The sequence below is a fragment of the Paenibacillus sp. 01T431 genome (assembly GCF_056398625.1).
In genome coordinates this window covers 216183-238457 of sequence record NZ_JBFTPT010000001.1, presented here as the reverse complement: position 1 = coordinate 238457, position 22275 = coordinate 216183, and the positions used below count along the sequence as shown (strand labels likewise).

General features: G+C 46.7%; 18 protein-coding genes. 5 read left to right on the top strand and 13 right to left on the bottom strand.

What is annotated here, in order from left to right; genetic code table 11:
• Positions 1-278 precede the first annotated feature (278 nt).
• A complete protein-coding gene (locus AC1DM9_RS01080) occupies positions 279-1208 on the top strand; it encodes an ABC transporter ATP-binding protein (RefSeq protein WP_441911393.1) in 930 nt (309 codons plus the stop codon).
• A gap of 5 nt (positions 1209-1213) precedes the next feature.
• Entirely contained in the window at positions 1214-2335 is a 1122-nt protein-coding gene (locus tag AC1DM9_RS01075) for an ABC transporter permease (RefSeq protein WP_477578060.1), read from the top strand.
• An 84-nt stretch (positions 2336-2419) separates the two neighbouring features.
• Here the strand turns inward: AC1DM9_RS01075 and AC1DM9_RS01070 are convergent, their stop codons facing one another.
• From AC1DM9_RS01070 to AC1DM9_RS01040, 7 genes are all read right to left on the bottom strand, one after another.
• Positions 2420-3490: a cation diffusion facilitator family transporter gene (locus tag AC1DM9_RS01070; protein WP_477578059.1), complete on the bottom strand. Its 1071-nt coding sequence runs from the start codon at positions 3488-3490 to the stop codon at positions 2420-2422.
• Between the two features lie 231 nt (positions 3491-3721).
• Positions 3722-5404, bottom strand: coding sequence for a glycerol-3-phosphate dehydrogenase/oxidase (locus AC1DM9_RS01065; RefSeq protein WP_477578382.1), 1683 nt, complete (start codon positions 5402-5404; stop codon positions 3722-3724).
• A gap of 186 nt (positions 5405-5590) precedes the next feature.
• The gene (gene glpK / locus AC1DM9_RS01060; RefSeq protein ID WP_441880680.1) at positions 5591-7081 is read right to left on the bottom strand and encodes a glycerol kinase GlpK; all 1491 of its coding nucleotides are present in this window, start codon (positions 7079-7081) and stop codon (positions 5591-5593) included.
• Positions 7082-7112: 31 nt separating this feature from the next.
• The gene (locus tag AC1DM9_RS01055) at positions 7113-7667 is read right to left on the bottom strand and encodes a glycerol-3-phosphate responsive antiterminator (protein WP_430063306.1); all 555 of its coding nucleotides are present in this window, start codon (positions 7665-7667) and stop codon (positions 7113-7115) included.
• A 60-nt stretch (positions 7668-7727) separates the two neighbouring features.
• Positions 7728-8747 (bottom strand): LacI family DNA-binding transcriptional regulator, encoded by a 1020-nt coding sequence (locus tag AC1DM9_RS01050; RefSeq protein WP_477578058.1) that lies wholly within the window; start codon positions 8745-8747, stop codon positions 7728-7730.
• Between the two features lie 140 nt (positions 8748-8887).
• Complete coding sequence (locus AC1DM9_RS01045; RefSeq protein WP_441960771.1) at positions 8888-9277, bottom strand: ArsR/SmtB family transcription factor; 390 nt, start codon at positions 9275-9277, stop codon at positions 8888-8890.
• Positions 9278-9348: 71 nt separating this feature from the next.
• Positions 9349-12015 carry a family 78 glycoside hydrolase catalytic domain gene (locus AC1DM9_RS01040; protein ID WP_477578057.1) on the bottom strand — a complete coding sequence of 889 codons (2667 nt, stop codon included), beginning with the start codon at positions 12013-12015 and terminating at the stop codon, positions 9349-9351.
• Positions 12016-12235: 220 nt separating this feature from the next.
• Here AC1DM9_RS01040 and AC1DM9_RS01035 point away from each other — a divergent pair, with 220 nt between their 5' ends.
• From AC1DM9_RS01035 to AC1DM9_RS01025, 3 genes are read left to right on the top strand one after another with little or no spacing between them, the layout of a single operon-like run.
• A complete protein-coding gene (locus AC1DM9_RS01035; protein ID WP_477578056.1) occupies positions 12236-13102 on the top strand; it encodes a helix-turn-helix domain-containing protein in 867 nt (288 codons plus the stop codon).
• A gap of 49 nt (positions 13103-13151) precedes the next feature.
• Entirely contained in the window at positions 13152-13313 is a 162-nt protein-coding gene (locus tag AC1DM9_RS01030) for a hypothetical protein (RefSeq protein ID WP_477578055.1), read from the top strand.
• A gap of 47 nt (positions 13314-13360) precedes the next feature.
• Positions 13361-14005, top strand: coding sequence for a metal-dependent hydrolase (locus tag AC1DM9_RS01025; RefSeq protein WP_477578054.1), 645 nt, complete (start codon positions 13361-13363; stop codon positions 14003-14005).
• Between the two features lie 104 nt (positions 14006-14109).
• On the opposite strand, the gene AC1DM9_RS01020 is transcribed toward AC1DM9_RS01025, so the two are convergent.
• From AC1DM9_RS01020 to AC1DM9_RS00995, 6 genes are all read right to left on the bottom strand, one after another.
• A complete protein-coding gene (locus AC1DM9_RS01020; RefSeq protein ID WP_477551386.1) occupies positions 14110-15093 on the bottom strand; it encodes an alpha/beta hydrolase in 984 nt (327 codons plus the stop codon).
• A gap of 234 nt (positions 15094-15327) precedes the next feature.
• The gene (locus AC1DM9_RS01015; protein ID WP_477551385.1) at positions 15328-16695 is read right to left on the bottom strand and encodes a sensor histidine kinase; all 1368 of its coding nucleotides are present in this window, start codon (positions 16693-16695) and stop codon (positions 15328-15330) included.
• Positions 16692-17366 (bottom strand): response regulator transcription factor, encoded by a 675-nt coding sequence (locus tag AC1DM9_RS01010; protein ID WP_339204952.1) that lies wholly within the window; start codon positions 17364-17366, stop codon positions 16692-16694. Before AC1DM9_RS01010 ends, AC1DM9_RS01015 begins: the two co-directional genes overlap by 4 nt.
• A 132-nt stretch (positions 17367-17498) precedes the next feature.
• Positions 17499-18974 (bottom strand): protein adenylyltransferase SelO, encoded by a 1476-nt coding sequence (locus AC1DM9_RS01005; protein ID WP_477578053.1) that lies wholly within the window; start codon positions 18972-18974, stop codon positions 17499-17501.
• Between the two features lie 272 nt (positions 18975-19246).
• Positions 19247-21454, bottom strand: a complete 2208-nt coding sequence (locus tag AC1DM9_RS01000) for an S-layer homology domain-containing protein (RefSeq protein ID WP_477578052.1) — start codon at positions 21452-21454, stop codon at positions 19247-19249.
• Between the two features lie 183 nt (positions 21455-21637).
• Positions 21638-22120, bottom strand: a complete 483-nt coding sequence (locus AC1DM9_RS00995) for a tetratricopeptide repeat protein (RefSeq protein ID WP_477578051.1) — start codon at positions 22118-22120, stop codon at positions 21638-21640.
• Positions 22121-22275 lie beyond the last annotated feature (155 nt).

The window sequence follows — 22275 nt, the reverse complement described above, 5'->3', positions numbered from 1 at the left end:
TGAGTCCGAAGCATGCTTAAGACGGTACTCTCATAAAATGGATACGGTTAAAATTATTGTAGCAGATCAATCAAATCGGAAACCTTACATTACAAAAACAAAGCGTATGCTTTCGAAGTGAGTTTTTGCTCCACAAAAACGAAGCTTATGCTTTCGAAGTGAGTTTTGCTTCACAAAAACAAAGCGTATGCTTTCGAAGTAAGTTTTTGCTTCACAAAAACGAAGCTTATGCTTTCGAAGTAAGTTTTTGCTTCACAAAAACTAAAGGAGGTTACATAATGCCCGTATTAGAAGTGCGTAATTTACAAAAGAGCTTTGGATCAGTCAGCGCTGTAGCCGGCATTAGCTTCACCGTCGAGGCTGGAGAAGTGTTCACCATCATCGGTCCAAACGGCGCAGGAAAAACGACTACGCTTGAAATGATTGAAGGGCTGCAAAATCCTGATTCCGGCCAAATCGAATTTGGTCCTCTAAATTGGACGAAAAACAGTGAACAAATCAAGGTGTCCATCGGTGTTCAGCCTCAGTCCAGCGCTTTGTTCGATTTATTGACGGTAGAAGAAAATTTAGATTTGTTCGCTACCTTTTATCCAAAATCCCGGCCAGCAGCAGAAGTGCTCGAAATGATTAATCTCACTGATCAGCGCAGCAAGCAGGTTAGGAAGCTCTCCGGCGGACAGAAACAACGGCTTGCCATCGGACTCGCCATGATTAATGACCCTACGATCATTTTTTTAGATGAGCCTACAACAGGACTTGATCCGCAGGCAAGACGAAATATATGGGACATTATTCTTAAGCTGAAGGAGCTAGGCAAAACAACCATCCTTACTACCCATTACATGGAAGAGGCCGAAAAGCTGAGTGACCGTGTATGCATTGTAGATCAAGGGAAAATCGTCACCTTAGACACTCCAGCTGCTTTAATTGATCGGCTCACGAAGGAACGAGAGGTCAGGCTTACCTTTATTGATGGCGCTGAGGCAGCTCTTGAGACTGAGAAAGTCGCTACACTCCACCATGCTGTCGTCCGAACGAATCGCGAAGGCGCTTCGCTCCAGCTATGGACGACCCAGCCTGAAGAAACATTGTATGAGCTGTTTGGATTTACAAAGGATCGCGGCTTCCGCGTCGAGCAAATCTCTATTCGTGAAATGAGCCTGGAAGATGTATTCATTGCCTTCACCGGCAAGGAATGGAGGGATTAAGTTAAATGAACAGCACCAAACAATTTTCCAAAATGTTTAGCGCCCAGGTCAAAATGATGTTTCGCGAAAAACAAGTATGGTTTTGGAACATTTTTTTTCCGATAATTTTAATGGTATTGTTTATGGTCATTTTTGGCGGAGGCTCACCCGATAGCTTTAAAGCTACAATTGCCGTTGTTGATTCACAGCCGAATGCCAATTCGAGCATGCTGCTTGAGCAGCTGCGCCAAATCCCGGTATTCGAGTTCAAAGAAGAGCAGCCGATCACGAAGGAAGCCGGCAATACGCTCATTGAGAAACAAGATATTGATGCACTCATTATTTTGCCTGAATCCGACAGCTCCACCACAATGCAGCTCGTTGTAAACAAAGCCAATGAGCAAGGCGCTACCACCCAGGCTATTGCCGGCATTTTGGATCAATTTATTCAACAGACGAATTGGACCGTTGCCAAAGCTACGCCAACATTCAGCTTAACTAGACAATCCATTTCGCAAGGCTCCGAGGATTTGAATTATGCGGACTTCCTGCTAACTGGCATGATCGGTCTAACACTCGCGCAGGGCGGCCTGTTCGGCATGGTCAGTCTAGTTGAGATGCGCAGAAAGGGACTGATGAAACGGCTTCGCATGACGCCAGCAAAAATGGGCCTTTACGGTCTGGCAGGCGTAATTGTAAAGCTGTTGCTCGGCGTTTTTCAAATCATTATTTTAACATTGATTGGCGTATTCGGTTTTGGCGCAAATCTTCATATTAATGTATTAAGCTTAGTTATTGCTTTCTTTGCAGGCGCACTCGTATTTAATGCGATGGGTTATTTATTCTCTTCCTTCAGTAAGTCTATAGAAGCTTATATGGGGATGTCCAACATTGCCAGCATGCTCATGATGTTTCTTAGCGGTGTATTTATCCCACTCGAAATCATGCCAAACTGGCTGCAGCCGATTGCACAAATTTTGCCGCTTACTTACTTCGTGGAGGGCATGCGGGATGGTCTCATCTACAATTCCGGGATCGTTTCAACCTCATTCTGGATCGGTATTGGCATTATGGTCACATGGGGTGTTGTATCCTTCTTAATCGGCTCCCAAGTGTATAAATCGAAATCAGCTGTTGAAGCAGCCTAGTCGTAATCATAAGCTGAAAAATAGGGCTGTCACAAAAGTAGATCATCCTACTGAAGTGACAGCCCTATTTTACGATAACCGGATCTATACTTTGCAAGCAGAGTGCTTCAATTGCGATTTCTCGATCTGAATCGTTGAATGTTCAATTTGGAACCTGTCGGCCAGATGTTGAATCGCTTCCTGAAGAATGACTTGGCAATCCTTCTCATCCTCAACAATAAGATGGCAGCTTAAGGAGTCTATTCCCGAAGTTATTGTCCAAATATGAAGATCGTGAACGTCTTTGACACCTTGAATGTCTAGCAGTGCTTCTTTAACCTGCTCAGCATTCACATGAGCTGGCGTTCCCTCCATCAGAATATGAACGGTTGATTTAATCACTCCCCATGCGCTTCGCAAAATAAGAAGAGCAACGACTACACTAATGATTGGATCAGCGATATACCACGAAAATGAATACATCAAAATGCCGGCAATGATCGCGCCTACCGAACCAATGGCATCTCCGATGACATGAAGATATGCACTCCGAACATTTAGATTGTCCTTCACATCCGCCTTCCGCATAAGAAACCATGCACTTGCTATATTAGCCAGCAAACCGATACCAGCTATAATCATCATCGACCCGCTCGCGACGGTCGGCGGTTCACCGAACCGCTTGATTGCCTCCGCAATGATAAACGCGGCGATAACGAACAGTGTAATGCCATTAAACAAGGCTGCCAATATTTCAAAACGATGAAATCCATAAGTGCGGTTAGAAGAAGCTGGACGCACGGCAATCCACATTGCTGCCAAGCTTAACGCCAGTGCCGCTGTGTCGCTCAGCATATGCCCTGAATCAGACAATAGCGCCAACGAGTTCGTCACAAGTCCCCCTACAAATTCCAGAACCATAATACCTGCTGTAATAATAAGTGCGATCAGCAGTCCCGCTTTGTTATTCGGAGCATGAGAATGTCCATGATGACCATGACCATGCGAGTGACCATGGTGGTGACCGTGATGGCTGTGATTCCCATGCGAATGTTTAGCTGCGTTCTGTTCATGGTTATGGTCGCATGCTCCATCTCCATGATCATGTTGATGGTTTTCCGCAATGGCTGCTGTTTTTAAATTTTCCCCTAGTTTCTCGCTTTGTGATCCGTTCATAGTTCTCTCCCCCAATCCATTCCAACAGACTCTATTAGTTTGCTTCTAAACCAACTATTTCATGAATGCAATCGAATTTCTATAACATATGAATACATGCTCATATGTTATTAAATTTATTATATGTAATTTATGCTAATGTTGCAACAACTTTTACGCACAAAAAAAGAGGCGCATCAATGCACCTCCATTTCTATCGGATTCCGTTGATCTAACGAATATCGAAGCAGCTTAGCCTTTCAGCGGCTCTACTGCTTCAACCAGCTTTTCTTCCAGCTCCAATGTATAAGCAGTCCGCTGCTCATCGTTCCACTGAAGACGATTCGCCATCGCGGCTATGACCTGTGTTTTCCACTGCTGAACATATCCGATTCGGAAAAACAAATCACCCGTGCGGCGAATAAAGAAATCGGTTGGCTTCACTGTCATTTCCGCCTCTATGGCGTAACGAAGCTGAACCGCTAGTATGAGCGGCAATTCAAAGGTTTCCGCCCAAGCGCCTGTGCTTTGCGCCAGTGAGAACAGCTGATCCACGTTTGAGCCATAACGCTGCGCCAGAAAAGCAGACTCTTCCTTGCTGAAGCCATAATGTGCTCCCTCTGCTGATTTCTTCTGAACAAAAGGCTCAAAACCTTTTGAACCGCCTAAGTCCCCGCCTGACATCGTAATCGTCTTGGTTTCGCTTTTGGCAAAAGCTTTGCTGCCGCCCTCCTGCCCGAGCAGTTCAACTACTTTATCTACAACGGTTTCAGCCATCTTGCGATAACCCGTCAACTTGCCGCCCGCAATCGAAATCAGTCCGGAATCCGATACAAAAATCTCATCACGACGCGATATTTCCGAAGGCGATTTTCCTTCTTGCTGTATAAGCGGGCGAAGGCCTGCCCAGCTTGATTCCACATCTGCTTCTACAAGCTTCAGATCTGGGAACATAAAGTTAACAGCTTGCAGCAAATAAGTGCGATCCTCCAGCGTCATCACTGGATTGACGGCATTGCCCTTGTAGTTGGTATCCGTCGTACCGAAGTACGTTTTTCCCGCGCGCGGAATCGCGAATACCATGCGGCCATCCGGCGTATCGAAGTAGACGGCTTGGCGCAATGGGAAACGACTCTGGTCGAAGACCACATGAACGCCTTTTGTCAGACGGAGCGTTTTCCCCTTCTTCGATCCATCAATTTCGCGAATATCATCGACCCAAGGGCCCGTAGCATTAATGACTTTTGTTGCCTTCAACTCGTATTCAGCGCCGTTAATCATATCTTTAACCAACGTGCCTGTTATTTTACCGTCTTTGCCATAACGAAGCGTCTCTACCTTCGCATAGTTCACCGACAATGCGCCGGTTTCTACCGCTTTCTTCATCACTTCTATCGTCAGCCGTGCATCATCGGTACGGTATTCTACATAATAACCGCTGCCCTTTAAGCCATCCCGCTTCAAAAGAGGTTCCTTAAACAGCGTGTCCTCTACGTTCAGCATCATCCGGCGCTCTTTTCGTTTGACGCCAGCTAGAAAATCGTAAACGCGCAAACCAATCGATGTTGAGAATTTACCGAAGGTGCCGCCCTTATAAAGCGGAAGCAGCATCCATTCCGGTGTCGTAACATGCGGCCCGTTCTCATATACGATTGCCCGCTCCTTGCCAACCTCGGCTACGACACCAATCTCTAGCTGCTTCAAGTAACGCAAACCGCCATGGACCAGCTTCGTCGAACGGCTAGAGGTCCCAGCTGCAAAATCCTGCATCTCCACTAAAGCCACTTTCATACCGCGCGCAGCAGCATCAAGCGCAATGCCCGCTCCAGTAATTCCTCCACCTATGACGAGTACATCCAGCTGTGATTGCTGCATCTGCTTCAGTACTTGCTCACGATTTTGGGCGGCAAATATTTCTCTATTATGAATGGTCATCATTATTTCCTCCCGATTGTCTATTTATTATTGTTCTGCCATTTACAGTTCATTACTCATGAATGAATCTAAATAAACAAAAAAACCACTCAAACCGCTCCCCAATCCCTAAAAAGGGTGTAGAAGCGGTTCTCGTGGTTTCTCCAGATCTCCAACCGTTATTAACTTGCCATTAGTATAGCATAATTATTGCGCGAAAGCCATGGCCGCTCGGACTGCACGATGCCATCCGCTGTATAAATCGGCACGGGTCTCCTCTTCCATAGCAGGCTTAAATACTTTATCTACCTGTCTCAGCTTAGCCAGCTCCTCGCGGTTTTGCCAGAAGCCTACCGCAAGTCCGGCTAAATATGCAGCTCCAAGTGCTGTAGATTCATTTACTACTGGACGCTCCACGGGAACGCCAAGCAGATCACTTTGGAATTGCATAAGCATGTTGTTGGCAACGGCTCCGCCGTCTACACAAAGCGACTCCAGCGGCAAACCTGATTCCTCCTCCATAACGGAGAGAACATCTTTGGTCTGGTAAGCCAGCGACTCTAATACAGCACGGACAAAATGTGCCTTGGATGTCCCCCGCGTGAGTCCAAATACGGCTCCTCTAACATCGCTATTCCAATACGGCGTACCGAGTCCAACAAATGCCGGCACGACATAAACGCCGTCCGAGGACTCCACCTGCTCCGCCAGAGCTTCCGTCTCGGAAGCCGATTCAATAAGCTCTAGACCATCTCTAAGCCACTGAATCGCAGCACCTGCCACAAATACGCTCCCTTCAAGCGCATACTCCAGCTTGCCATCAACCTCCCACGCAATCGTGGTGAGCAGCCCCTTCTCGGAGACGATTGCTTTGGTGCCCGTATTCATTAACATGAAGCATCCCGTACCATATGTGTTTTTTGTATTTCCTTCTGCATAAGCATTTTGACCAAACAAAGCTGCTTGCTGATCACCAGCTGCTCCTGCAACAGGAATTTTGCGTCCGACTATTTCATCAACCACATGTCCGTAAACTTCAGAGGAAGATCGAACCTCCGGCAGCATCGCTTTAGGAATGTTCAAAATATGCAGAAGCTCATCGTCCCAGCTCCGCTCATGGATGTTGAACATAAGTGTTCTAGAAGCATTCGAAACATCTGTTACATGCACTTGTCCGCCGGTTAAATTCCAGATCAGCCATGTATCGATCGTGCCAAAGAGCAGCTCGCCTTTCTCAGCACGCTCGCGTGCGCCCTCCACATGCTCAAGCAGCCAGCTCACCTTCGTGCCTGAGAAATAAGCATCAATGAGCAGTCCCGTCTTCTCATGAAACTGTTGCTCATAGCCGCTTTTCTTAAGACCATCACTAATTTCCGCCGTTTGGCGGGATTGCCATACGATCGCGTTATGAATCGGTTGACCCGTCGTTTTGTCCCAGACAACGGTTGTTTCCCGTTGATTCGTAATTCCGATTCCAGCAATTTGCTCAGCGGTAATGCCTGTTTTGGCCAGCAGCTCTGCCATTACCTTTTTCGTCGACTGCCATATAAACCTAGCATCTGCTTCTACCCATCCTGCATGCGGGTAAGACAGCGGAAGCTCTTCTCTTGCTATATCTACAATGGTTCCACTCTTATCCACGAGCAGCGCGCGCGTGCTGGTTGTGCCCTGATCGAGCGATAACATATACGTTTCCACTTGAACCCCTCCTTCACTTTTCAGCTTCCTCTTATTTTCCTAGCTTCCACAGCTCTTTCCGTGATGTCGTTATCGCCGAAGCTCCCGCTTCAAGCGCCTGGCTGACATGCGCCTCCGTACGAATTAGTCCTCCCGCTATAATGGGAATGCCGCTCCGCTGCTTCACTTCACTTATAATATCCGGTATAACACCCGGCAGTACCTCAATGAAATCAGGACGATTTTTGTCCAGCACCGTATAACTTCTCTCCAAAGCATCCGAATCAATAAGAAATAATCGCTGAATGGCAATCAGTCCATTCTGCTTCGTACGACCAATAACGCTGGATCGCGTCGAGATAATACCTGCTGGCCTAATAGACTGGCAAAGAAACTCTGCCGCGTATTCATCGTTTTTCAAGCCATCGATCAAATCGGCATGCAGCAGTACCTTTTTGTTATGCTGACTCGCCAGATCAACGATATGCTTTAACTGCCCCAAATGCCCACCAAGGAGCACCATGTATGAAAAAGGCGAGGCAAGCACCGCTTCCACATCCTTCAGCTTATGCACTGCCGGCAATACGTTTTGCCCGTTTAGCAACATCGACATCTTGCCACCTCCGCTCGAATGCCTGGATTGTACTCGTCTTAGCGGCTGCTTTATTCAGCGCTTCACTCGTTTAATGCTGCTCTCACGTTCCTGCAGCTTGGTCGGCAATACGATCTTTTTCGCAATATCCCGCTTTGAAGCCAGACGATCAGCAAGCAGCTCAACAGCCGTCTCGCCCATATACTCCATATGCACCTTAACCGTCGTAAGCGGCGGCTGCAAAAAGGCTGAAATAGCGATATCATTGTAACCGACAATTGAAATATCTTCTGGCACCCGAAGCTTCGCTTCATGCAGTGCTCGGAGGGCGCCGACGGCCATAGAATCATTTTCGATAAAAAAAGCGGTTGGCACTTTATTCGCTTTTATCGCTTGCTGCATCAGCTTATAACCGTCTTCGGAATACAAATGCTCTCCCGTATAAACAAGTTCTGCATCGTACAATCCTTTATCAGTCATTCGTTCTATAAATACATGCTCACGCTCATCACGCACACGCTTATTATTTACTAAGTTATGCCCGCCAATATAACCGATTTCTGTGTGGCCAAGGCGAGTTAGATAATCAATCACTTCTGAAACCGACTTTCCGATATCAATAACAACAGAATCAAATCGATTGTCATCTGGAGATGAATCAACAAATACGATAGGCTCCAACCCCTCTGGAAAACGGTTCAGATCCTCTTTCTCGAAGCGCCCGATTGCGATGATGCCATCAAACGAATCGCCTCGCCAATCTTTCTCGTCAGAGTGGACTTGCATAAACAATTTTACCAAATCCATATTTCTATGGAAGCATTCTCGCTCAATGCCTAGCCGAATGGCCATGTAATAAGGATCAAGCATTTCCTCTTGATCAGAATACCAGTTCACAAGACCAACCCGGTAACGCTCTTTAAGCCCGGCGCCATTACGTTGACGAAGCGTCTTGTAATTCAATTGCTGCGCGATTTCAAATATACGTTTGCGTGTCACGTCTGCAACCGATATGGCTGGATCATAATTAAGCACCCGCGACACGGTCGCAATTGAAACCTTTGCTTTTTGTGCAATCTCTTTAATTGTAGCCATATTACCTTTCCTTCCTGCTAACCCGTGACGATAAGTAAAATTATACTTTAATTTTACTAAAAATCAATAAAATCCATTTGAATAAAACAAAAGCTGCTCCCCATGGTTGCTAACCGTGAAGAGCAGCTTTGTTTGATGTATTATTCATGCTTCAAATGCTGAAGCGTCAGCATAAAGACTTGTTCTACATGATCGTCATCGAGCGAATAAAAGACGGTTTTCCCGACCTTCCTGCGCTTGACGATACGCATGTTACGCAGCAGCCGAAGCTGATGAGAAACCGCCGATTGCCCCATGGAGAGCACCTCAGTCAAATCATGAACGCAAAGTTCAGACTGCACTAACGCATGGATAATCTTCACTCGCGTGGGATCGCCAAGCGCCTTGAACAAATCAGCCAACTGAGCAGCTGTTGTTTCATTAATCATTTTGCTTCTAACATTCTCTATGTTTACCTCAGAGCCTGCGCACGAATCATCACATGCTGCGACAACTTGATTATCCATCATCATCCCACCAACCCTATTCATCCTAAAGCACATTATAACATGTTTCGGTTGATGGGGTGAATTTGAAATACCTGCTTGCAGCTTGCACAGATCTACCAAGCAAATCGATAGCTGCCAGACCCTGCTTGTATCGTAACGCCTGCATCGGTCTCAGCTGCTGATTTTATTCCCGCACTCTCGGCTAGCAACCCGCCACTCTCCGTTACATTCGTTCCCGATTCCGCACCTGGCAAACGAATTTCCGCGGTGGTATTCGAAGGAATCGTCACATCAAGCGTGAAGTGCCCCTCTTCCGATTTGGACCATTTTGAGCTAACTGAGCCATATACCGTCTCAATCTTCCCTTCCGCCCACGTCAGCCCTTCGCCCGGAAGCGGTGCGATGACGATTCGTTTATAGCCAGGAGCATCTTCCACTGTTTGAATGCCCGCTACCGTCCGGTACATCCAATCGCCAATCGCTCCGTAAGCATAATGGTTAAATGAGTTCATATCCTTGCTCCAGAAGCTTCCGTCTTCCTTGATACCGTCCCAATGCTCCCAAATCGTCGTAGCGCCTTTGGTCACAGGGTACAGCCAGGATGGATAGGTTTGCTGAAGAAGCAGCCTATATGCCACATCGTTTTTACCAAAAGCACTAAGCACATGGTTCAAGTATGGAGTACCGACAAAACCTGTCGTCAGATGGTCTTTGCTTTGCTCAATCAGCTCTGTCAGCTTGGCAATAGCGCGTTTCTCTGCAGCTTCATCCAAGAGTCCAAACATCAAGGCTAACACTTGAGCTGTTTGCGTCGGAACAGCCAGCCGTCCAGCACCTGTTACAAACTCTTCTCTAAGCGCTGCTACAATATTGTCGTATAGTTCCGAGTATCTCTTCGCATCTGTATCCTTGTTGAGCACAGCTGCCGTCTTCTGAACGATGGATACCGAGTAGGCATAAAAGGCTGTCGCGATAAAATCCCGATCCGTTGCCCCTACATAATCGCCTGACTTGGCATCAAGTCCAAGCCAATCCCCGAAGTGAAAACCTGTATTCCATAAAAACTCATTTTCGCCTTGGCTCTGAATATACGATACCCACGCCTGCATGCTGTCATATTGCTCTTCTAATATCCGTTTGTCTCCGTAACAAATATATAACGTCCAAGGGCAAATCACTGCTGCATCCCCCCATGCTGCCGAGGACATGTCATTCTCGCCCAGCACCTGAGGAACCACGAATGGAACGCCGCCGTCTTCTGCTTGATCCGCTTCTACATCACGCAGCCACTTCGTGAAAAAAGGAGCGACGTTTGATAAATAGGATGCCGTTTGAATGAACATTTGCGCATCGCCGGTCCAGCCGAGACGCTCATCCCGCTGTGGGCAGTCGGTCGGTACGTCAAGGAAATTCCCCTTGAGGCCCCATTTGATATTATGCTGAAGCTGATTGACAAGCGGTTCAGAGCACTGAAACTCACCGGTTTCCTCCATATCCGAATGCAGCACAACACCTGTAAAATCATCAAGCTTAATGCTTTCCGTTTCAGGGAAGCCAATCAGCTGCACATATCGGAAGCCTTGAAACGTAAAGCGCGGCTCATATGTTTCGGTCTCTCCGCCCTTCAGCACATATCGAATCATTTGTTTTGCCGCACGCAGGTTTTCGGTGTAGAAATTGCCTTCCTGATCAAGCACCTCTGCATGCAGCAGTGCTACTTCGGAGCCCGCTTCTCCCTTTACCGCAAACTGCACCCAGCCAACCATGTTTTGGCCAAAATCAAGCACGGTTTCCCCTTTGGGTGTCGTAATCAGAGCAATTGGCTTTAGCCTCTCCTGCTTGCGAACAGGCTCATTCACCTGCGGCCTAAGCATATGCTTCTCATGCTGAACCACTTCAACCGTCTGCCACTCACTCGCATTGTCATCATAAGCGGCTGTACTCCAGCCCTCTTGTTCCAGGCGTGCATCATACGTTTCGCCATGATAAATTTCCGAGAACTGAATTGGACTGACGGCGGCCTTCCACTTCGTATCGGATACAATGACCTCTTCACGTCCATCCTCGTAAACGATGTGCATTTGCAGCAGCAGCGCCAAACGATCGCCGTACACGCAGCGCTGATTGCCCCACGCCAAGTTTCCTTTGTACCAGCCGTTTCCAAGGGAAGCGCCAATTGCATTACCGCCTAATTTCAGCAGATCAGTCACATCATAAGTTTGGGTTTGCAGCGTATGATTGTAACTCGTCCAGCCCGGCGCAAAATAACTATCGCCAACTCGCTGCCCGTTCAGCTCTAGCTCATATATGCCGAGCGCAGTCGCATAAACCCGCGCTTCCTTCACTTTGCCTGTGAGCTCAAAGCTTCTCCTCATTAGCGGGCTAGGCTCCGCCTCAATTGGCAGCATCGCAAGCGGTGCAGCGATCCAGTCGCCAAGCCACTCGTCTGGACTAAGCAGTCCCATTTCCCAGAAGGCAACAGCAGACCAAGCGGTTGCATCTCCATCTTGATTCCAAGCCCGAACACGATAATAATAGCGTTTACAGGATTCACCGACAAAAGAGTCCAGCTCAACATGCGTTGACTGCTCGCTGTTTACACGTCCTGACTGCCATAGGATCGATGCAAAGTCTGGTTCTGCCGCAATCTCAATCTCGTAAGCCGTTTGAATAACTGCCCTCTCATCAGAATGTAATTTCCATCCTAAACGAGGTTTTGTCACTCCGATTCCAATTGGGTTTTGCTGATATTCACAATATACTGCGCTGATTTCAAACATCCTATAATCCTCCTTAAGATCATTTACAACGATTAAATGATTGCCCGAGCTTATAATAGAGTTGGCGCCCTTTTTTTTGAGTGTTCGCCTTCCTTGCCACAACGCTTTACACTATAATTATAAAAAAGCATGCTTGAAAAACGTTGGGTAAAACGGACAATATCATGCGGCAAACAGGACATTTTCACAAAATGTAGAACTTGCGCAGGGAGAGCTCACGATGAACCATCCCGTAGAAACATACCGTGGAGAGTACTTTTTTCAGAACAACCAGCTGCTTTATGTTAATCGTGCAAGCGAAAGCATCATGAGCCCCTATCATGATCACGATTTTCTCGAATGCGTATATATTGCAGAAGGAGCCGGCTATCACCATATCGGAGATCAGGTGCATAAGGTGAGGAAAGGTCAGGTATTTTTCATCCCTATCGGCATTTCTCATGTGTTCAGGCCGATTTCCTCCGACCAAGCCCGCAACCCATTAAGCGTATTCAACTGCGTCTTTTCTCCATTGCTGCTGCATAAGCTTAGTGCATTCGCTTCCGATTATCGCAGCGTGCAGTTTATTAATGATATGGAAAGCGGCAAGTTTCCCTATTATTCTTGTATGGATACAAATAGTCAGTTTGAGAAGCTGTTTCTATCCATGCATAGAGAATTTGAACTGACTCAGAGCGGCTCGTCCGATTACTTGCATACGCTGCTGCTCCAGCTGCTCATTACTCTGCAGCGCTCTGTTGCTAGCGATCCCGAGGTTACGGCTCGTGCGCCGCAGCAGCTGGAATTTATAAAGCTGTTACATGATCTTGATCAGCGTTTCCAGCAGGAACTGACCCTAGCCAAGCTGGCCGAGACTAGCGGCTGGAGCGAGCGTCATCTGCAGCGGCTCTTTCAGCAGTATACGAAACAAAGCTTTCATCGTTATTTGCAAAATTTGCGTATCCAAAAAAGCCAAGAGCTGCTTCGCGGCTCTCAGCTAAAAATCAGTACCATTGCCGAAATGGTTGGCTATCGCGATATTCATTCTTTTAACGCATTGTTCAAAAGGTGCACCGGCATGACGCCTAGCGTCTATCGTAGAGGCTAGAGAATAACCTCAGCTGGCATGCCTAAGCAGAAGGAGGTTCAATATCATCATGTTTACTCTAAAAGAAAAGCTCTATTTGCTTCAGCTGCTGAAGCAGCAAAATCGGAAACGTTTATTTGGCTATGGAAAAAAAGACCCGGCGCATGATCGGCTGGTAGAGAAGCTGGAGCAAATGGTTCGAAACGAGCAAGTTAACAAAGAACAACTATAATAGACTGCCATATTTCATGCCACGCATAGTCAGTCACAGGAGGAATTATGACAGGAAAGACCCATCTTGCAATCGGAGCAGCTGTTGGCGCAGCCGCTTCTGTTTATTATCCCTTTACGATCGAGCATGCCGCTTTGTACATTGCCGTAGCCGGATTTTCAGCGCTTAGCGCTGATCTTGACGGACCAAGCATGCTCAGCACCAAGCTCAGCAAGCTATCGAAGCTCATTCGTGAGCTTACGCTTTGGTCCGGGTGCCTGCTAGCCGGAATCATTGCCTATTATTTTTTCACAGATCAATCTCCATCACCGGTGTACATAGGCGTCGCAGCCGCTATCTTCCTGCTGGGTCTTGTTGCTAAACAAGGCGTGATCCGAAATGTACTTGCCAGCGCAGTTGGCTGTGCGGTGATGTACGCAGGCTACTACTACCAAATGAACTGGCTCATCGGCTTCGGACTGTTTTCAGCTTGGGTGCCTTGGCTGAAGCACCGCGGTATGACGCATACAATATGGGCCGTCCCGATTTGGGGATATATCGGCCTTGGACTGGAAAACCAGCTTCAAATCGAAGGGATCGCGATCGTGGCTATGCTCGGTTATTTATCTCATCTCGTAGCGGACACACTCACGCCAAGCGGCGTAAAGTGGCTATATCCGCTTACGAAAAAATCTTTTAAAATCCGTTTATAATCTAAAATAAAAGCGGCAGCCTAGACGAGTTACCAACGTCCGAGACTGCCGCTTTTTATTTAGCTCAATATCTTCTTGATCAGCAACTACTTCTAAATAATCGTCTACTTGTCTTGTTTTACTTGCTCCATAAATGCCCGGAAGTTCTCTGCGATTTCTTTTGATTTAGTATGGTGCAAATAATGACCACCTTCAAAGGTCATCACTTTGCCATGAACAGAATCTTTTATTTGCTCTTCATGCAGCGGTATCCAACCTTTTACGCCTGTATTATTCGCTTGTATAAAGAAAATAAGGGGAAGCTCTTTTGGGAATGATAAGCTTCGAGCTGCAACAAAATTGGGATAAAGATTTTCCAATTCATTCAAGCTAGTGTTATTAAACATGTTTTTGTTTGACAGCATCTTCATTTGTTTTTTTGTTTCATCATCATATGGCATCCCAGCAAACGGATCCTCTCCAAAACTCGTCATCAATCTGCCGAAACCTGATTGTTTGAGCAGTTTAAAAGTTCCTAATGGCAATTTTTTATCCATACCGCCTTGCGCTGGAACACTCGTATCGATCCCGACAAATGCACTCACTTCGTTTGGATATTTGTTCACATAATCAAGTCCGTAAATGCCTGTAATGGAGTGACCCATTAGAATAAAACGGTCAATATTAAGGCTTTGCAGCGCTTCATGAACTTCACCTACAATATTATCTGTGGTTCGTTCTTTGTCGGTTCTATCACTTAATCCATAACCAAAAGGCTCAACCACGACAACTTTGTAAAATGGCGACAGCTCTTCAATTAGCGGCTTAAAATCAAGCGCTGGTGTCGCAGTTCCTTGGCCAGGCAGGAGCACGATTGTTTCTTCGCCTTGTCCCTGAATCAGAACATTCATATTTTTCCCGTCTACCTTTACAGACTGACCATAGGGTTTTATTTTACCTTCTTCTGATTTGCTGCTGATCTTATTAACGACAAATACTGTAGCTACAAAAAGGACGATTGCTATAACTATTACTGCTAATACTTTAAGTAAAATGAACAATATTTTTTTCATTTTACTGGCTGGTTTTTTACCTGTTTCCAAATCCATTTTCTTTACCTCTCGTATGCTCACTCTCATCTTCTCCTGTCATTAACTCTATGTTGGGCTTTCTTAATGGGCCGCTAAAGAAAGCTTATACGACGAAGATGTACTCCGCGTGACGTCAATATGAACTGAATATGAACAACAAAAAAATGCTGCAGCAACACATGCAAAGAGCTTGCACATGCTGCCGCAGCATAGAGTAAACGAGCGATGTCAACTAATACAATACAAATCGAATTACTCTGTTGGAGTAATGATTGGCAGGGTGACAATGAAGGTCGTTCCTCGGCCAGGCTCACTTTCCACTCGAATGTCACCTTGATGAAGCGATACGATCTGTTTAACGATGGCAAGCCCCATTCCGCTGCCTTCATATTTACGGCTGTGGGAGCGATCCGCCTTAAAAAATCGCTCGAAGATACGCTTCTGATCCTCTGGCGCAATACCTATGCCGCTATCGGATATTCGGACGGTCACGTTTTTGATATCTTGTTTGATACTCACTTTAATGATACCGCCATCCTGCGAAAATTTGATGCTATTGCCGATTATATTCGTCCATACCTGATTTAACAGATCATGATCAGCTGAAAAAATAACGGTAGGCAAATGGAGCTCGAAATCGATATTGCGAGTCGACCACTGCGGCTGTATCGCGACGATAATTCGTCTTATTTGTTCATCAAGTCTAAATGCGGTCAGCCGCATCTGTTGTGACTGTGATTCAAGCAAACTCAGCTTTAGCAGGCTATCACTCATCTTGGACATCCGTTCAGCTTCAGCAATAATAATATCTAGGTAGCGATTTCGATCGTTATCCGCAACATTTGCTTGCTTGAGCGCTATAGCATAGCCGGATATCGAAGTGAGCGGAGACTGAACTTCGTGCGAGACATTCGTTACGAATTCTCTGCGCATCTGCTCCAACTGCTGCAGGTCATGCATCATTTCTTCAAAGCTTCGAGCCAGCGTTCCCAGCTCGCCCGTTTGTTTAATATTCAGCTTGACGTTGAAATCGCCAGATGCTATCCGTCTAGTCGCTTTTGTCAGCTTTTTGATTGGTCTTATTAGAAATATGGAGGCAATTAGAATAAATAAGCTGCCTGTAATCAACGCATAAGCGACAAAAGATAATCCCCATTTGAATACAAAAGAAGCAGATGGAGGAGAGAGTGCTTCCACAAACATCGCTTTCGTTCCCATGTCTGTTTTGAGCGGCAATCCTATGAAAGTAACAGTAACCCCCTTCATACGAACCCGAACCATTTCTCCAGCTAATACCTTCATTACTTGTTCCTTGGCTATTACAGCAGGCTTATGCCCGTGCAGCGCTCCGAAAGACTGGAATCGATCCGTCGTTTCATAAATTCGAATATGATAGGAATTGAGCTGCTTCATTCCACTTACGAACTTGTCCGCATCACGTGAGGGGATAGCCTCATAAATTCGCGCGATGTCTTGTCCAAAATTACGCATCAAAATTTGCGAGTTTTCACTCAATTTTTCTTCAAATGCCCAAGTTGCCACAAAAAAAGCAATGATCGTGCCCCCAATCGTGGAGACTAGAAAAATGAGGACGACTCGTGTATATAAAGATTTGATCATTCGTGCACCTCAAGCCGGTAGCCAAGCCCGCGCACCGTCTCGATATGAAAATCGGTAGTCGTCGCGAAGCGTTCGCGCAATCGTTTAACATGTACGTCTATCGTTCGATCGTCGCCTGCATAATCGATCCCCCAAATTTGATCGATCAGCTGTTCACGCGTGTAGATTTGTCCAGGTGTGCCAGCGAGCTTATAAAGGAGTTCAAACTCCTTTAGCGGCAGCGCAAGTGATTCCGTTCCTCTCATTACTTTATAGGTTTGCCGGTCAAGAATGATGCTGCCAAGCCGAATCGTCTGCGTTGAGCCAATCCGGTATCTTTTCAGAAGTGCCCCAACACGAGCCGTCAGCTCCAATGGATCAAATGGTTTCGTCAAATAATCATCCGTCCCGAGCTGGAAGCCTTTCACCTTCTCCCATGTCTCGCCTCTTGCAGTCAGCATAAGTAACGGAAGATCAGGATTGCTTCTTCGGAGCTCCTTGCACAACGTCCAACCATCCATAATCGGCATCATAATATCGAGTACGACAAGATCAATATGCATCGAGGCATAGACGGCCAGTGCTTCCTTGCCGTCTCCCGCTTCAGCCGTTTCGAATCCGTCGTTGCGTAGAAATAAACAAACGAGTTCGCGAATGTTCGCATCATCATCAGCAACCAGTATAGTAGGCATTCGTTCCCTCTTTCCCTGTTATACATTCCATATAATAGTAATCATTATACTATAAATCGTGTTGAATGATAAAAACAGCACAGAACAGACAAAAGCAGCTGACCATTGAGGTGAGCTGCCGCTTTTTTTATATCAGGTACCGCAAAAAGTTTGGTATGGACGAGTTGATACCCCAGGGAACGTGTAATGATCAGACCGTTCACGGGCGTGATCGTATGGGCTCGAAAGAACATTCAGAAGCTGCTCCATCACACGGTTGTCGCCTTGCTTCACTGCGGCTTCAAGCGCTTCTTCAACTCGAAGGTTGCGCGGGATTACCGCAGGGTTGCTTGCGCCCATCAACTGATGAGATGCAGCTTTGGATTCCGGCTGCCTGCCAAGCCTCGCTTGCCACAGCTCATACCATGGTGCAAACTCCTCGGTGCCAAAGAGTGCTGTATCTTCTGGTTTATCTAATGTGAACGAGCGGAAGGTATTCGTGTAGTCTGCACCATGCTCCTGCATCATACGAAGCAAATCTGTAATTAGAGCCTCATCTTCAAGCTCTTCATTAAAAATTCCAAGCTTCGCTCTCATTCCACTAAGCCAGTTCTGGTGATACAACTCTGCAAATCCAGATAACGCATCCTCTGCCAGTTTTATAGCTTGTTCTTCATTATCATGCAGCAGCGGCAAAAGCGCCTCAGCAAATCTAGCGAGATTCCACGCCGCGATACGCGGTTGGTTGCCATAGGCATAACGGCCATGAACGTCAATGGAGCTGAATACCGTTTCGGGATCATAGGCATCCATAAAGGCGCAAGGGCCATAATCAATGGTCTCTCCGCTAATCGACATATTGTCTGTATTCATCACACCGTGGATAAAACCAACGAGCTGCCATTTGGCGATTAGCGCTGCCTGACGCTTAATTACTTCTTGAAGCAGGCGAAGATAGCGATCTTGAGCTTCGCCAACCTCTGGGTAATGCCTTTGCAAGGTGTAATCAGCAAGTTGTCTGAGTTCTTCAGCCGTACCCCACTGGGCAACGTATTGAAAGGTGCCAACGCGCAGATGGCTGGAAGCCACGCGGGTCAGAATTGCACCCGGCAGCTCCGTTTCGCGGTATACAGGCTCGCCAGTTGTGACAACGGCGAGGCTGCGAGTGGTAGCAATACCAAGCGCGTGCATAGCCTCACTTATAATATATTCGCGCAGCATCGGTCCAAGTGACGCCCGGCCGTCGCCTCCGCGGGAGTATGGCGTTCTACCAGAACCTTTAAACTGAATATCAAACCTCTCACCTGTAGGCGTAATTTGTTCACCCAGCAATAGAGCACGGCCATCCCCTAATCTGTTAAAATGTCCAAATTGATGCCCAGCATAAGCTTGAGCAAGCGGCAAAGCGCCTTCGGGAATCTCATTGCCAGAAAGCATAGCAGTACCATCCTTGCTTAGAAGCGATTGAACATTTAACCCTAGTGATTTTGCGAGCGATTCATTCATAATATTCAACTGCGGAGAGTGCACAGGCGGCGGGCTCATTTTTGTGAAAAATGTTTCCGACAGCCGTGCATAACTGTTGTCAAAGTTCCAACCTGTTTTATCTAATGCTGTTTCCTCAGTCATCGTATCTCCTATATTCTTATGTCGTTTATCTTCGTTATTGCATGGTCATCTAGTGAAAAAAAGTCATAAATACCATTTATCACCTAGATGGTTCCCATTTCTTTGCAAGGCAATTCGGTTTATATAGATTGATTATAACACCATTTCCTCCTTCGCTTCTCCTCTTTGAACCTGAGCAAGCGTTTGTGGGTGGTTTGACTGGTCCAAAACTGTGAATTGCAGACTTCGAATAGGAAAATGAATACATAGCCATTGATCAGAGAGCTGCATGATCAATCTAAGTACTTCTCGGGATATAGCAGCTTCTGCAGCCTCAAAAGGATCGCCGCCGCTTGCTCTCGAACCAGCGTCTGCCGCGGATTGAACTTGCCGTCGCTGCCGACCATCACCTTAAACTCGTTGACGGCTTGGATAGCGTGGAGACTCATCGCGGATAGCCCCTTAATGTCGCCGAACGCTATTCGCCCCTCACTGCCGAAGGTTGCTAAACGACCAGCATTTGCGGACATCATCGCTGCCTCTTCGCGGGTAATCGTACGCTCTGGCTCGAACCGACCGGATGTACGGTCAGTAATGCCGAGCTTTGCAGCTCTTGCGATTTCGTCGCTGTACCATTTGCCCGCTGGAACATCATTAAAGGGAGAGCTGCCAGCAGGCTGATCCGTAGCGCCGTGTACCAAGCGGAGCAGCATGGCTGCGAATTCAGCGCGAGACAACGTCTTTTTCGGAGCCAGTACATTATCCTTCACGCTTACGCCCTGGATGTAACCTTCATAAAGCGCATGTGCCATATTTTCTCTTGCCCAGCCGGCAACTTGATTAGCATCCTTAAAGTCAGCCAACGGAGGAGCAGAGACCGATAAATAGTAAAGATTTTTGGCCACAGCAGGCGCAGCATCCTTCCGATACCCAGTTAGAGTAACGACATGCACACCCGAGGGCATTCCCGCAAAAGCCACTTTCCCTTTCGCATCGGTCACCATCGTCTTCCCACCGACTGTCACCGTTATATTCGGCGCAGGCAGTTGACCCGATTTACGATTCGCTTTCTTAACGAACAGCTCGAAAGGAGAATTCGCTAAAGGCCGTCCCTCTGCTAGTTGGCCGTTCGCATTTGAGCCATTAACAACGACTAAGTCGATAACCTCGGTTGTATCCGAACCATAATAAAGAAGCAATCGACTTCTATCACTAAGAACATTCCCGCTGCTAGCGTTTTCTGGGAACATCCAACTGCTATATCTACTATACTCAGCGAACTTCCATCCATTCTTTCCGCCGTATTGCAGGACGTCGATTCCTTTAATTGAGGTGATTACCTTCTCCCCGGAAGAAGCTGTCTTCATTTCGTAGGCAATTCCTTCTTGCTTAAGGAAAGCAAGAGCTGTATCTATTGCCTTACCGCCGCTTGGAACGCGTCCTTGTGCGATTGTACCTGTAGGCCCCTCGATCTGAATAATCGCGCTGCCCGCAGCCAAATTCAAGTCATCGATCAGCCGTTCTTTGCCATTCACATACAGCTTATAAGCGGTCAACGCCAAATAAGCGTGGAGCGTCGCCGTCATATCCAAAACGCCATCGCTGCGCTCCGAGAATCCACCTTCATCCAATCGACGAGACATCAGAAAATCGAGCGGCTGAGCGCCTCCCTGCTGCGCGAACGCAGCAGCGTCCATTCGTTGCGATGACAGTGCAATGATAACCTGGGCTGTCGCCGCTGTGCTGAAGTCGAAGCCACCGTCGACTGATTGCTGCATGCGCAGCCACTCCAGCGCTTTCTGCTCTGACTCCGTCAGCTCCCGATCTTGCGTTCTCGAAATGAGTGACAATCCTGTCAAAGCTACAGCCGTTGCCATAGCACTACCTTTTCCATTAACGGACTCGGACCAGCTTCCATCTTTCAACTGCTGATTTGTGATGATATGAGAAAACGCGTCAGGATACCAGAAAGGGTTTGAATTAGGAGAGTAGGGACTGGAACTCTTCGCCACGACATAAGCGGGTACGAGTTCATATATCCCCTTCTTCTCAAGGTCAGGATTGTTCAAAACGGCTGAGAAAAAATCAAGACCAGCGATATTGTTAATGTTGCTGCCGCCAGCAGCAGCATAAGCGATCACCGTTCTTGTCATATCTGTATACGTATCAAATCTTCCGCCATTATTTAATATGACATCTGCTTTCTCCTCCAGAAAGCCTTTTGGAACTGCTCGGCCGTTCTTTGCAAATCCGATCGCCGCCCAATCCGAAAACGGTTTCTGATCATATAGCAATTGCTCCGCTTCCTTTAATGCATCCTGCATGTCTGTTGTGAAGGCCAGCGAACGATCGACCTTGCTGCTCGCGTTCACGCTGCCGCCAGATGCCAGCTTCTCCGCCGTATTAGCTGACGCGACGCCAACAAGCAGCTGCGACATCAGACATCCAGCCAGAAAGACGCGCCCCATTCTCATTATTAAGTTCAATCCATTTTGTTTCATTCGTATTCTCCCCCTCCTGCGAATCAACGTAAACCGCTTTAATGGTAAAATTTACACTAATTGTTAGACGGTACAAAACCTTATTTGTTTCGGCTGATTCGAATAAATAAAAACGGCGATAGACAATGGCGTCATTATGACGTCCTAGTCTGTCGCCGTATAGTTGGACAATAGCAGGCTGGATCAGTCCCATACCTGATCCAATTTGTCTGAATAAAAAAGGGCAGCTCTCTTGTACGACTGAATTCCCTCATCAGCGCTCGTTTCGGCTAATTGCTTCAATAAAATTTCCATTGCCTTGTCATAAGCCTTCAAGTTGTATTGAACCATCGCATAAAACACCTGAAACTCTCTACGTTCTGGAAACTCTTTTATTGCTGCTTCAAATATACGTTTTGATTCATCATACATGCCTAAAGTACGATATGTACTTCCTAGGCCTAACAATGCCCCTTCTCTTTCTTTACCTACTAATCCTAGTTCCAACGATTTTTCATAAAAAGGTACGGCTTCCCTTTCGAGTCCCATAGCATCATGAACCCAAGCTAGTTGATACCATATTGAAGAGTTCTGCGGCTCTTCTTTGACTAAATCTATCAGCAATGTCTTGGCTTCTTCCAGTTTCCCTGCTTCTCTTAAACTTATGGCTGTATGAAGCTTATCCATGATATTCATTCCTTTTAAAATCAATTCGTTTCGTTTATCGTATCATATTTGAGAAATCAGCCTAATTCTAGTTTATTTATAAAACAAAATCGGATCTGAGCCTATCAAAAAGAGCAGGCTGCCGTGGCAGCCTGCTCTTCTGTGATTTTTATTAT

Excerpts from the sequence above, each read along its gene's own strand:
- AC1DM9_RS01080 (WP_441911393.1), top strand. The coding sequence starts at position 279 with ATGCCCGTATTAGAAGTGCGTAATTTACAAAAGAGCTTTGGATCAGTC.
- AC1DM9_RS01050 (WP_477578058.1), bottom strand. The coding sequence starts at position 8,747 with ATGGCTACAATTAAAGAGATTGCACAAAAAGCAAAGGTTTCAATTGCG.
- AC1DM9_RS01055 (WP_430063306.1), bottom strand. The coding sequence starts at position 7,667 with ATGTTGCTAAACGGGCAAAACGTATTGCCGGCAGTGCATAAGCTGAAG.
- AC1DM9_RS01075 (WP_477578060.1), top strand. The coding sequence starts at position 1,214 with ATGAACAGCACCAAACAATTTTCCAAAATGTTTAGCGCCCAGGTCAAA.
- AC1DM9_RS01030 (WP_477578055.1), top strand. The coding sequence starts at position 13,152 with ATGTTTACTCTAAAAGAAAAGCTCTATTTGCTTCAGCTGCTGAAGCAG.
- AC1DM9_RS01015 (WP_477551385.1), bottom strand. The coding sequence starts at position 16,695 with ATGATCAAATCTTTATATACACGAGTCGTCCTCATTTTTCTAGTCTCC.
- AC1DM9_RS01020 (WP_477551386.1), bottom strand. The coding sequence starts at position 15,093 with ATGGATTTGGAAACAGGTAAAAAACCAGCCAGTAAAATGAAAAAAATA.
- AC1DM9_RS01000 (WP_477578052.1), bottom strand. The coding sequence starts at position 21,454 with ATGAAACAAAATGGATTGAACTTAATAATGAGAATGGGGCGCGTCTTT.
- AC1DM9_RS01065 (WP_477578382.1), bottom strand. The coding sequence starts at position 5,404 with ATGACCATTCATAATAGAGAAATATTTGCCGCCCAAAATCGTGAGCAA.
- AC1DM9_RS01040 (WP_477578057.1), bottom strand. The coding sequence starts at position 12,015 with ATGTTTGAAATCAGCGCAGTATATTGTGAATATCAGCAAAACCCAATT.
- AC1DM9_RS01005 (WP_477578053.1), bottom strand. The coding sequence starts at position 18,974 with ATGACTGAGGAAACAGCATTAGATAAAACAGGTTGGAACTTTGACAAC.
- AC1DM9_RS01035 (WP_477578056.1), top strand. The coding sequence starts at position 12,236 with ATGAACCATCCCGTAGAAACATACCGTGGAGAGTACTTTTTTCAGAAC.
- AC1DM9_RS01025 (WP_477578054.1), top strand. The coding sequence starts at position 13,361 with ATGACAGGAAAGACCCATCTTGCAATCGGAGCAGCTGTTGGCGCAGCC.
- AC1DM9_RS01070 (WP_477578059.1), bottom strand. The coding sequence starts at position 3,490 with ATGAACGGATCACAAAGCGAGAAACTAGGGGAAAATTTAAAAACAGCA.
- AC1DM9_RS01045 (WP_441960771.1), bottom strand. The coding sequence starts at position 9,277 with ATGAATAGGGTTGGTGGGATGATGATGGATAATCAAGTTGTCGCAGCA.
- AC1DM9_RS01010 (WP_339204952.1), bottom strand. The coding sequence starts at position 17,366 with ATGCCTACTATACTGGTTGCTGATGATGATGCGAACATTCGCGAACTC.
- AC1DM9_RS00995 (WP_477578051.1), bottom strand. The coding sequence starts at position 22,120 with ATGGATAAGCTTCATACAGCCATAAGTTTAAGAGAAGCAGGGAAACTG.